Origin of the sequence: Kitasatospora sp. NPDC002227 (assembly GCF_040296285.1) — a bacterium.
GTDB lineage: Bacteria > Actinomycetota > Actinomycetes > Streptomycetales > Streptomycetaceae > Kitasatospora.
This window is the reverse complement of the sequence record NZ_JBEOWY010000050.1, coordinates 17,473-29,910: the sequence shown is the minus strand read 5'-3', so window position 1 is coordinate 29,910 and position 12,438 is coordinate 17,473. Positions and strand designations below refer to the sequence as shown.

Below are 12,438 nucleotides of genomic sequence, written 5' to 3'. Positions count from 1 at the left end.
CGGTCATCGATGATCTTATTTATCATTTCACGGCATTCCGGCAGACGGCCGAACCGCCCCGAGAATCGGCAGTGCGGCCACCGGCGCGACCTTCACCACCGTGCCCGTGTGCGGGGCGTGCACCATCAAGCCGTGGCCCAGGTACATCGCCACGTGCGTGGCCTCCGCGAAGTAGACCACCAGATCCCCCGGGCGCAGCTCCCCCAGCCGCACCTTCGGCAGCTGCGCCCATTGCTCCTGACTGGTCCGCGGGATCGCCACCCCGGCCGCCGCCCAGGCCTTCGAGGTCAGCCCCGAGCAGTCGAAGCCGTCCGGCCCGACGGCGCCCCAGACGTACGGCTTGCCCAGCTGCGCGAGGGCGAACTCCACGGCCGCCGCGGCCTGCGGGCTCGGCGCGCCGCCACCCTGGCCCAGGGCTCCGGTGGCCAGCAGCCGCTGCTGACTCTGCTCCGCGAGCGCCGTCTCGCGCTGCTCCAGCTCCACCAGCTGCTCGGCGGTCAGTCGCGTCAACTCGGCTTCCGCTGCGTCGACCTGACGCTTCGCCAGTTCGTCGGCCTGTGCCGCCGCCCGGGCCACCTCCTCCGCCCGCCCGGCGGCCCCGGCCGCCTCCTCCCGCAGCCGGCCCAGCTGCTCCCGCCCCTCCCGCAGCTCGCGCACCACCTCGGCGGTCGAGCGACCGCGCACGCCCAACTCCCGTGCGCCGTCCAGCAGCCGGCCCGGCTCATCGGCCAGGAAGAGCCAGGCGAAGACCGACGGGCCCCGGCGGTACTGCTCACCGGCCAGCCGGGCCGCCGCCGCCTCACCGGCCGCCACCCGGGCCTGCTGGTCCGCCACCAGGGCGTTGGCCCTCGCCAGCTCACCCCGCCGCGCCGCCAGCTCACCCGCCCGGGCCAGCGCCGTCTGCTGGGCCAGCTCCTCGCGGTGGCGCAGGTCCTGCACGTGCAGCAGCAGCTGGGCCACCTCCTCCGCCGGGTCCGCCTGCGCCGGCCCACCGCACCACACCACGGAGGCGAGCACCAGGCCCGTCACCACCCGTCCAGCGCCTCGCCGCATCAACTGGCCTCCCAAGGCCGCCGGGCCCGCTGCCCGGCAGGGCCGCCCGCCAGCCTGGCACCGCCTCCGCCCCGCAATCGCCAGCCCGCGCCGCCCGCTCACCCGGCCGGCCCAGGGGCCCGCCCGTACCGTCGGCGTTCTTGACTGACCGGGCGTCACCCCCCAAGCTCTGCAGATACTTCTCCCCCAGAGGTGGCGCCCATGCCCTCCAGCCCCGACCCCTCCCCCACCCAGCTCACCCTCCCCGACGGCCGGGTCACCCTCACCGGGGCCGCCGTCCTGGACGACCCCCGCTACGCCAACGCCGACCTGGTCCCGGTGCCGGTCGAGCGCCGGACCTGGGGCGTCTACAACTACCTGAGCCTCTGGGTCGGGATGGCCCACAACATCCCGTCCTGGACACTGGCCTCCGGCCTGGTCGCGATCGGCATGGACTGGAAGCAGGCGGTGCTCACCATCGCCCTGGGAAATCTGATCGTGCTCGCACCCATGCTGCTCACGGGCCACGCGGGCACCAAGTACGGCATCCCCTTCCCCGTCTTCGCCCGCGCCTCCTTCGGCCTGCGCGGCGCCAACCTGCCCGCGCTGCTGCGCGCCGCCGTCGCCTGCGCCTGGTTCGGCATCCAGACCTGGCTGGGCGGCGAGGCGATCTTCCTGCTGGCCGGCAAGCTGCTCGGCCACGGCTGGCAGACCGCCGGCGCCGTCGGCGGCTACCCGTGGACGCAGTGGCTCTCCTTCCTGCTCTTCTGGGCGCTGCAACTCCTCATCATCGTGCGGGGTATGGAGACCCTGCGCCGCTTCGAGGCCTGGGCCGCGCCCGCCGTGCTGCTCGGCGCCTTCGCACTGCTCGGGTGGATCACCGACAAGGCGGGCGGCTTCGGGCCGCTGCTCGACCAGCCCTCCAAGCTGGGCTGGGGGCACGAGTTCTGGAAGGTCTTCTTCCCCTCCCTGATGGGGATGATCGGCTTCTGGTCCACGCTCTCGCTCAACATCCCCGACTTCACCCGCTTCGGCGGCAGCCAGCGCGCCCAGGTCCGCGGTCAGGCGCTCGGCCTGCCGACCACGATGACCCTCTTCGCCCTGCTCTCGGTGCTCGTCACCTCCGGCTCCCAGGCCGTCTACGGCACGCCGATCTGGGACCCGATCCAGCTGGCCGCCAAGCTCGGCAGCACCGTCGGGATCCTGATCGCACTGCTCACCGTGCTGGTCGCCACCGTCTCGGTGAACATCGCCGCGAACGTGGTCTCACCCGCCTACGACCTCGCCCACCTGTGGCCGAGCCGGATCGACTTCCGCCGCGGCGCCCTGATCACCGGCGTGGTCGGCATCGCGATCTTCCCCTGGAAGCTGATCGCCGACCCGCACGTCTACATCTTCACCTGGCTGGGCGTGGTCGGCGGCCTGCTCGGCACCGTGGCCGGCGTCCTGATCGCCGACTACTGGCTGCTGCGCCGCACCGGCCTCGACCTCGCCGCCCTCTACCGCCAGGAGAGCCCCTACTGGTACACCGCCGGCTGGAACTGGCGCGCCGTCACCGCCCTCCTGCTCGGCGGCCTGCTCGCCGTCGGCGGCTCCTACGGCGGCCCCTTCCCCGCCGACGGTCTCGTTCCCTGGCTCAAGCCGCTGGCCGACTACGGCTGGGCGGTCGGCCTCGCCTCCGCCCTGCTCCTGCACACCCTCACCGGCCTCCGCGCCCGGCCCGCCCGCTGACCTGGCCGAGCCGCCACCCCGGGCCGGCGGCCCGGGCCGTCACCCCCGGCCGTCACCCCCGGCGGGCGGCCCGCAGCAGCTCGGCGAAGGGCCGGTCGAGGGCGTCGGCGATCAGGGCGAGCACCGCCGCCACCCGCGCGAGCAGGTCGGCGGCGCGGCGGTCGTCGACGAGATCGCGGTCGTAGGTGAGCTTCAGGAGCAGCTCGGCGTCCGGCCAGACCGTGAGCCGCAGCGCTTCGTCGCCGCGCGCGCCGTTGCCCAGCAGCCGCCAGCCCGCCAGGCGGTCCCTGACCCCGGGGTCGAACGGGAAGTTCTGCACGACGATGTACGAGTCGTAGAGCTGGCCGTCGTCCGGTACGCCGCACCAGCGTTGCACGGCCAGCGGGCCGGTGTGCTCGTACCGGCCCGACTCCGCCTTCTCGGCCTGGAGTGCCCGCAGCCAGTCGGCGGCCGCGCCGCCCTGCGGGTGCCGGACGCGGACGGGCAGGATGTTGTTGAGGCAGCCGACGGCCTGTTCCACCCCCTCGGCCCCGCCGGAGCGCCCGGACACCACGGCGCCGAACAGCACGTCGTCCGTCCCGGCCAGCGCGGCGAGCGCCAGCCCGTACGCGGCCTGGACGGCCGTGTGCAGGGTGAGGCCGTGGGCGCGCAGCTCTGCGCCGAGCCGGGCGGTGGCCTCGGCCGGCATCCGGCTGCGCAGGTCCCGGCTCTCGGCCGGGCCGCTGCCCGGCCCGAGGAGCTCCGTGACCAGGCCGGGCGGGCGCCCCGCGAGCCGGCCCTGCCAGTGGGCGCGGGCCTCGGGCCCCTCGCTCGCGGGCCATTCGGCCGCCACCAGCTCGGTGCCGGGGAGCTCGGGGAAGACCGGGCTGCGTCCCTCGCGCAGTGCTTCGTGCGCCGCGAGCACCGAGCGCAGCAGCGGCGGGAAGGACCAGCCGTCGATGTGCAGGTAGTTGAAGCTCCAGGCGATCCTGAGCCGGTCACCGGCGGCGAACAGGGCCAGCTCCAGGTGGTCCGGGTCCTCCGGCCGGGCCGGCCGCGTCCTCAGCTGGGCGAGGTGGTCGGCGAGTGCCTGCTCGCCGAGCGCCTCGCCGCCGGCCGCGAACTCCTCCCGGTGCACCGCGATCCGCGCCGCCCGGTGGGTCACCCGCAGGTCCTGGCCGCCGGTGCGGTGCAGGGAGGAGCGCAGGGCCGGGTGCGCCTCGGCCGCCGCCTGCCAGGCGAGCACGAGCAGGTCCGGGTCGAGGGTGTCCCCGCTGACGTCGTACGCCTCGAAGGCGCGGTAGAGCTGGGGCCGGGGCGCGTGCGCCAGGCGGTTCAGCCCCCAGCGCTGCATCGGCCCGGCCGCCGCGACGGCGGCCGCGTCCCGCGCCCGGGCGAGCAGCCGCCACCGGGCCCGGCGGTCGGGCAGCAGGTCCTCGGCGAGCACCGGGGCGGGGGCGGCGGCGGGCGCGCCCCGGCCGCGGACGGCCTCGGCGAGTTCGGCGAGGCTCTGATGGCGGAACAGGTCCCTGGTGGTGAGTTCGATCCCGGCGGCCCGGGCCCGGGAGACCACTCTGATGCTGAGGATGGAGTCGCCGCCGAGGCGGAAGAAGTTGTCCTCCCCGCGCACCTCGGCCACGCCGAGCAGCTCGCACCAGATCGCGGCCAGCACCCCCTGGGCGTCGGCCGGTGCGGACGGCTCCGCCGGTGGGGTCGGCCCGGACGGCAGCGGGAGGGCCGCCACGTCAAGCTTGCCGCCGGGTGTCCGGGGCAGTTCGGCCAGCAGGACGATCCTGGCCGGCACCAGGTGGCCGGGGAGGCGGCCGACCAGCAGTTCGCGCGCCGCCGCGGCGTCGAGTCCGGAGCCGGGGGCGGTCGCCGCGTAGCCGGTCAGCCTGGTCGCGCCGTCGGCGGAGTCGGCCCGGACGACGGCCTCGGTGACGCCCGGGAGGGCGGCGAGGGCGGCCTCGACCTCCCGCAGTTCGACCCGGTGGCCGCGGATCTTCACCTGGCTGTCCGCCCGCCCCAGGAAGAGCAGGGTGCCGTCGGCCAGCCGGCGGACCAGGTCGCCCGTCCGGTACATCCTGGCCCCCGGCTCGGGCGCGTACGGGTCGGGCAGGAAGCGGCTCGCGGTGCGCGCGGGCTGCCCGTGGTAGCCGCGGGCCAGCCCGGGCCCGCCGAGGTAGAGCTCGCCGGCCAGCCCGTCCGGCGTGACCTGCAGCGCGCTGTCCAGGACCTGCGCCCGGACTCCCGGCAGCGGCAGGCCGATCGGCAGCACCGGGGACGGCTCGGCGCCCCGCACGCGGTGCACGGTGGCGGTGACGGTGCTCTCGGTGAGCCCGTACGCGTTGAGCAGCGGCGGCCCCCCGGCCGCGTACCAGCGGGCCGCGTCCGCGGTGCGGCCGGTGTCGCTGCCGATCACCACCAGCCGCAGTGCCTCGGGCAGCGCGCGCGGGCGCAGCTCGAGGTCCCGGGCCCACTCCGCCCAGTACGGGGTGGGCAGGTTGGCCACCGTGGCGCCGTGCTCGGTGAGCAGCTCCTCCCACTCGGTGGGCGCGACGGTGCTGTCCGGCACCAGCGCCACGCTCGCCCCGGCGCACCAGGTGGGGACGGTCTCCTCCAGCGAGACGTCGAAGGCCGGCGCCGCGAACTGCAGCACCCGGTCGGCCGAGGTGAGTCCGAAGCGCCGGCCCGTCTCCTCGGCGTGGTGGGCCAGCGCGCCGTGGCCGACGGCCACCGGCTTGGGCTCGCCCGTCGAGCCGGAGGTGAACAGCACGTAGGCGAGCGCGCCTGGGGCCGGCTCGGCCGGCCGGAACGACGCGTCCGCGGGGCCGGCGTCGGTGGCGACCCAGCTGAGCCCGGCGCCCCACTCCCGGGCCGACTCCGCCACCCCGTGCCGGGCGCCGGAGCGCGCGGCGAGGCTCTCCAGCCGCTCCCGGGGCCAGTTCAGGTCCACCAGCACGGCCGCCGCGCCGCTGTACCAGATGCCGAGCAGGCCGACCGCCCACGGCACGCCCCGGGGCGTGCCGAGCAGTACGGTGCTCTCCGGGCCCGCCCCGGCGGCACGCAGCGCTGCGGCCACCGCCCGGGCCCGCTCGTCGAACTGGCGGTACGTCACACACGCTCCGCCGCTCAGCCGCAGCGCGACCGCCTCCGGGGTGGCCAGCGCCTGGCGTGCGATCCGGCCGGGCACCGCCGGGTGTCCGGCCGGGGCGGGCCCGGTCCGTGGCAGCGCCATCGGCACCCGCAGGGCGGGCTGCCCGGCCGGAGCGGCCACCATCGCGGCGAGCAGCGCCAGGTACGCGTGGGCGAGCGCCCGGACCGTCCCGGCGTCGAACAGCGCGCTCTGGTACTCCCAGTCGGTCACCGCCCCGGCGGCCGAGGCCTCGACGCCCAGGCTCAGGTCGAACTTGGCCGCCGTGCAGGGCAGTACGGCCCTGCTGACGGTGGCCCCGGGCAGCTCGGGCAGGGCGATGTCCAGCCACTCCATGCTGCAGACGGTCTGCACCAGCGGCGCGGTCTCCACCGAGCGGGGCAGCGCGAGCGCGTCGACGATCTCCTCCAGGGAGGCGTCCTGGTGCTGCAGCGTCGCCATCACCTGGCCCCGCACCTGCTGGACCAGCTCTTCGCAGGTGGTCGTCCCGGTCAGCCGCAGGCGCAGCGGGAGCGTGGTGACGAACATCCCCACCTGGTCGGCCTGTCCGGGCTCGGTCCGCCCGGCCGAGGGGGTGCCGATCACCAAGTCCCGGGCACCGCCGAGGCGGGCCAGCAGCAGCGTGTAAGCCGCCGTCAGCACCATGTACGGCGTGGCCCGCCAGCGGGCTCCGGCGGCCAGCACGGCGCGCCAGAGCTCGGCGGGGACGGGCAGTTGGAGGGCCGCGCCGGCCGCGTGGGCGGCCTCGGTCCGCGGCCGGTCCAACGGCAGTTCGGCGATGGTGGGCGCGTCCTTCAGCACCGCCGTGAAGTGCTCCAGCGCGGCGGCCCGCCGCTCGTCGCCCGAGCCGCCCGCTCCGTCGAACCAGGACGGCCCGGCTGGCCCCGGGCCGTCCGGCCCGCCGGTCCCGTTCCGGTACAGCGCACCGAGGTCCCGGTAGAGCACGCGCAGCGAGGTGCCGTCGCAGACCAGGTGGTGGACGACCAGGACCAGCAGGTGGTCCTGGTCGGCGAGCCGGACCAGTCCGGCGCGCAGCAGCGGCCCCCGGGCGAGGTCGAACGGGCGGGCCAGCTCCTCGCGCAGCCGCTCCAGCGCGAGCTCCTCCGCGCGCGGCCCGCTGCCGCGCAGGTCGGTCACGGGCACGGCGAGCGGGGTGGGGCCCGGGTCCGCCAGGACCGGCCGGTCCCGCTCCACCACCCGGCCGCGCAGCACGGGGTGACGCTCGAGCAGGGCCGCCAGGGCCCGCCGCAGCGCCTCGGGGTCGAGGTGTCCGCGCAGCCGGAGCGAGCCGTTGATGTGGTATTTGGTGCCGTCCGGGGTCGCGGTGGCCGGGCGGCCGCCGTGCTCCCACTGCTCGGCGAACCAGATCCCGGCCTGTGCGGGCGTCAGCGGGCGCTCCGCCGGGCCCGTCACCGGGACACCTGCGGCTGCTCGCGCAGGTGGGCGGCCATCTCCGCCGTGGTCGGGTGGTCGAAGAACTCCGGTATCGACAGCTCCCGGCCGAGTTCGGCCAGCACGCGGTGGCGCACCCGCAGCATGAGCAGCGAGTGCCCGCCGAGCAGGAAGAAGTTCTCGTGCCGCCCGAGTTCCGGCGCCCCGAGCTCCTCGGACCAGATCTGCCACAGGCCGCGCTCGAACTCGTCCGTCGGCTCCTCGGCCCCGGCCGGCTCCGGATCGGGATCGGGAGCCACCGGGAGCGGCAGCCGCGCCCGGTCCAGCTTGCCGCTCTGGGTGAGCGGCACGTCCGTCAGCAGCACGAACGCGGACGGCACCAGGGCGGCGGGCAGGGCGGCCCCGGCGTGCCGGCGCAGCTCGGCGGGGTCGGCCGCGCCGGGCCCGGCCGGGCGGACGTAGGCGACCAGGGCGAGGTCGGGTGCCTCTCCGGTGACCACCACGTAGGCCGCCGCCACCGTCTCGTGGGCGGCGAGCACCTGCTCGATCTCCCCCGGTTCGATCCGCACGCCGCGGATCTTCACCTGGTCGTCCTGCCGGCCGAGGAACTCCAGCTGCCCGTCGGCCGTCCAGCGCGCGCGGTCGCCGGTGCGGTAGAGCCTGGCCCCGGGGCGGCCGGAGAACGGGTCGGGGCAGAAGCGCTCGGCGGTCAGCCCGGGGCGGCCCCGGTAACCGGCCGCCACTCCGTCCCCGCCGATCAGCAGCTCGCCCGGCCAGCCGGGCGGCAGCGGCCGCAGCTGCCCGTCCACCACGTACACCTGGCTGCCGGGGATCGGGGCGCCCAGCGGGATCGGGCGGCCCGGGGTGCGAGCCGTCTTCGCCGCCGGGCCGGAGAGGGTGATCACCGTGGTCTCGGTGGGGCCGTACACGCTGCGGACCTCGGGCGCCCCCTGTGCGTACAGCCGGGCCACGAGCGCCGGCGGCACGACCTCGCCCCCCAGGTTGACCAGCCGCAGGCTCGGCGGCAGCGGCTGGTCGCGCAGCACGTCGGCGAGGATGCTCGGGACTCCGCTGAGCATGGTGGGCCGGCCGGTGGCCAGCAGCCCCGGCAGGTCCAGCGCCGAGTCGAGCAGTTCGACCGTCCCGCCCGCGGCCAGGGTCGGGAAGATCTCGTGCACCGAGAAGTCGAAGCAGACCGAGGTGGCGGCGGCGACGCGGGCCAGCGCCTCGGGCGGGGTGTCCGCGAGCACCCAGCGGACGACGTGGTCCAGGTTGCCGTGGGTGATCCGGCAGGCCTTGGGCCGCCCGGTGCTGCCCGAGGTGTAGGTGACGTAGGCGGTGGCCTCCGGGTGCGCGGGGCAGCGGGGGAAGGCGCCGTCCGCGATGGCCCCGGCCTCCAACGGTTCGGTCCGCCAGGGGCCTTCCGGCAGCAGGTGCGCGGTCTGCTCGTCGGTCAGGACCAGCCGGACTCCGGAGTCGGCCAGGGTGTAGGCCGTCCGCTCCTGCGGGTAGGCGGGGTCCAGCGGCAGGTAGGCCCGGCCGGACAGCACGATGCCCAGCAGCGCGGCCAGCAGCTGCGGGGTGCGGCGGGCGAACACCCCGACCGGCTCGTCCGAGGGCACTTCGGCCGCGTCGAGCCGCGCCGCGACGGCTGCCGCCCGGGCCAGCAACTCGCCGTACTCCAGCTGCCCGTGGGCGCTGCGCACGGCGACGGCCTGCGGGTCCTTCCGGGCCGCCTGCTCGATCAGGGCGGCCAGCGGCACGGCCGGCTGCGCCGGGGCGGCCTGCCCGGCGGCGGCCAGCTCCAGCCGGCGGGCGGGGCCGAACGGGTCCAGCTCGGTCAGCCGAAGCCCCGGGGCAGCGGCTGCCTGGCCGAGCAGCCGCAGGTAGCCGGCGGCCAGCTCGGCGATGAACTCCGCCTCGAACAGGTCGGCGTTGTACTCCCAGAGCATGGTGATCCGGCCGTCCACCCGGCCGTCGGCACCCGCCTCCGCCTCCGCGCGGGGGATCATGATGACGCTCAGGTCGACCTTGGCGGAGCCGTTGTCCCGCTCGTACACGGTGGCCGAGCAGCCGGGCAGTTCGAGGTCGGGCAGGTCGGCGTCGTTGGAGCTGAACATGAGCTGGAAGTACGGGTTGGCGGTCGGGTCGCGGTCCGGGTTGAGCCGGCGCACCAGCTCCAGGAAGGGGTACTCCTGGTTGGCCGAGGCGCTCAGCACCGAGTCCCGGGCCCGGCGGACCAGTTCGGTGAAGGCCGGGTCACCGGTGGCGTCGCAGCGCAGCAGCACGGGGTTGACCAGCATCCCGATCATCTGCTCCACCTCGGCCAGTTGGCGGTTGGCGAAGCCGGAGCCGATCAGGAGGTCCTGCTGCCCGGTGGTGCGGGCCAGCAGCGCGAAGAACCCGGCCAGCATGGTGGAGTACAGCGTGGCGCGCTCCTGCCGGGCCAGCCTGCGCAGGGCGGTGGCGGTGCGGACCGGCACCTCGATCCGGACGGTGCCGCCCCGGAAGGTCTGGGCGGGCGTCCGGGGCGCACTGGTCGGCAGCACCGCGGGCTCGGGGGCGTCGGCCAACAGCCGCTCCCAGTGCTCCCGTTGGGCGCGCAGCGCGGGCGAGTCGAGCGCCGCCCGCTGCCAGGCGGCGTAGTCCGCGTAGCTGTGGAGCACCTCGGGCGCGGTGGAGGGCAGGCCGGTCACGGCGGCGGTGTACGCGGCGCGCAGCTCGCGCATCAGGACGCCGAACGACCAGCCGTCGTGCACCAGGTGGTGCTCGATCAGGACCAGCTCGTGCAGCCCGGGAGCGAGCCGGAGCACCGTCCAGCGCATCAGCGGCAGGCTGCCGAGGTCGAACGGCTCGCGCATCCTTTCCAGCGCCAACTGCTCGACCAACGACCGCTGTTCGCCCTCCGGGCGGCCGCTGAGGTCGATCAGCTCGACCGGGGTGGTCGCGGTGGGGTGGATGCGCTGCACGGGGGTGCCGTCGGGGTCGTGGTAGGTGGTCCGGAAGATGGCGTGCCGGGCGGTGATGGTGTCCACGGCCTGCTGGAGCGCCGCGAGGTCGAAGTCGCCGATCACCCGGAAGGTGGTCTGGGCGTGGTAGGCGACGCTGCCGGGCACCAACCGGTCCAGGAACCAGACCTGTTGCTGCTGGGCGGAGAGCGGGAGGTCGACCCCTTCGGGGGCCCGGCGAAACGGCGGCAGCGCGCAGGCGGCGGATTCGCCGCCTGCGGCCCGGGCCAGCAGCGCCGCCTGGTCCGCGACCGTCGGTGCGGCGACCAGCTCGCCGACGGAGAGCCGCACGCCCCAGCGCCGCACGATCCGGTTGGCGATCCGGGCGATGGCCAGCGAGTGCCCGCCGACGTCGAAGAAGGAGTCGTCCGCCCCGAGCCGGTCCAGCCGCAGCACCTCCCGCCAGATCGCCGCCAGATCGGCCTCGGTGCCCTCGGCGGGCTCCCGCAGCGGGGTCCGCGCGTCGCGCTGCCAGGCGAGCGGGACGGGCAGCACGGCGGTGTCCACCTTGCCGTTCGGCTTCAGCGGGAGCTCGTCCACCACGATGTAGCGGGTCGGCACGTGCCCGGCCGGCAGCCGCTCGGCGAGGTGGGCCCGCAGCTGGCCGGCCGTCGGCACGGCGTGCGGGTCGGCGGCCACCACGTAGGCGAGCAGCTCGGCCACGCCGTCCAGGTCGGTGTGGACGGCGGTGTGCGCCGCCGCGACCTGCGGATGGGCCGTCAGCTCCCCGGTGACCTCCTGCGGGTGGATCCGCTGCCCGCGGATCTTGACCAGCTCGTCGGCCCGGCCGAGCAGGTGCAGGGTACCGTCCGCGTCCTGCCGCCCGAGGTCGCCGGTGCGGTACATCCTGGCGCCGGGGGCCTGGGCCTGCGGGTCCGCGGTGAAGCGCATCGCCGTCGCCCCGGGGGCGCCGTGGTAGCCGCGCGCCAGGCCGGCCCCGGCCAGGTACACCTCGCCCACCTCGCCGGCCGGCACGGGCGCCAACCGCGCGTCGAGGACCCGGACTCCGACGCCGGCGAGCGGGCCGCCCACCGGCAGCGCGCCGTCCCCGCCCTGGTCCGCTCCGGCTCGCCACAGCGTGGCGGTCACGGTCGTCTCGGTGAGCCCGTAGGCGTTGACCACCTCGGCGTCGCTGTGCGCGCGCCAGGCCGCCAGGGTGGCCCGGCTGCCGGCGGAGCTGCCGACCACGAGCAGCCGCAGCGATTCGGGCACCGGCGCGGCTCCGGCCGACAGTTCGCGGACCCAGTGCTCCCAGTACGGCGTCGGCAGGTTGGCCACCGTGACCTGCGCCTGCTCGAGCACCCCGGCGAGCTCCGCGGCGGACGGCGCGGCGGAGGGCAGCAGCACCAGCTCGGCACCGGCCGCCAGGGTGGGCAGGATCTCCTCGAACACCACGTCGAACCCGGCCGTCGCGAACTGGAGCACCCGGTCGTCGGCCCGCAGGCCGTACGCGGCCGTGGTGGCGGCGACCAGATTGGCCAGCGCGCCGTGCGAGACCGTCACGCCCTTGGGGGTGCCGGTGGTGCCCGAGGTGAACAGCACGCAGGCGGCCTGCTCCGGGGGGAAGACCGGGTCCGCCGCGCCGTCCGGGGCCGCACCCGGGTGGGCACCGGGCAGCTCGACCGCCACCACCCCGCCCGCCGCCACCAGGGCCCGGCCGGCCCCGTCGCAGACGCAGACGTCGGCGATCTCCAGCAGCCGGGCCACCCGCTCCGGCGGCAGCTCCGGGTCGATCGGCAGCACCGCGGCACCCGACCGGAGCACCCCCAGCAGGGCGATCACCAACTCCGGCCCGCGCGGCAGCATCACCCCCACCACGCGCTCGGCCGCGTCCCCGCCCAGCGCCGCGCGGACCAGCGCCGCACACTCGGCGGCGCGCCGCCGCAGCTGCGCGTGGCTGACGGTGTCGGCTCCATGGCGCAGCGCCGTCCGGTCCGAATGTGCAGACATGCCGCAATCCCCCTGAAGCTCGAATGAGAAAGAGCGAATTTCTTCGTCCGGAGGGCTTCGTACAGCTTCCGACCGAATACGGAAGCAATCGGGATTAGCCCCCCGGCAGCCGCAGACGAAGGCTAGGACCGGCCCTGTCGGACCGTCAAGTGATCTCCTGATGACAGGAATCGGCCAATCATCGGGCTTTTC

The 12,438-nt window shown here is 75.8% G+C and carries 4 protein-coding genes; 1 reads left to right on the top strand and 3 read right to left on the bottom strand.

Going from position 1 to position 12,438, the window contains the following annotated elements; genetic code table 11:
* Positions 1–27: 27 nt before the first annotated feature.
* The gene (locus ABT095_RS31350) at positions 28–1,053 is read right to left on the bottom strand and encodes a C40 family peptidase (protein ID WP_350532941.1); all 1,026 of its coding nucleotides are present in this window, start codon (positions 1,051–1,053) and stop codon (positions 28–30) included.
* 201 nt (positions 1,054–1,254) lie between these two features.
* On the opposite strand from ABT095_RS31350, the gene ABT095_RS31345 reads away from it, so the two are divergent.
* Positions 1,255–2,763 carry an NCS1 family nucleobase:cation symporter-1 gene (locus ABT095_RS31345; protein WP_350532940.1) on the top strand — a complete coding sequence of 503 codons (1,509 nt, stop codon included), beginning with the start codon at positions 1,255–1,257 and terminating at the stop codon, positions 2,761–2,763.
* Positions 2,764–2,815: 52 nt separating this feature from the next.
* On the opposite strand, the gene ABT095_RS31340 is transcribed toward ABT095_RS31345, so the two are convergent.
* Positions 2,816–7,309: a non-ribosomal peptide synthetase gene (locus tag ABT095_RS31340; protein WP_350532939.1), complete on the bottom strand. Its 4,494-nt coding sequence runs from the start codon at positions 7,307–7,309 to the stop codon at positions 2,816–2,818.
* A complete protein-coding gene (locus ABT095_RS31335) occupies positions 7,306–12,246 on the bottom strand; it encodes a non-ribosomal peptide synthetase (RefSeq protein WP_350532938.1) in 4,941 nt (1,646 codons plus the stop codon). The genes ABT095_RS31340 and ABT095_RS31335 overlap by 4 nt, the downstream gene beginning before the upstream one ends.
* Positions 12,247–12,438 lie beyond the last annotated feature (192 nt).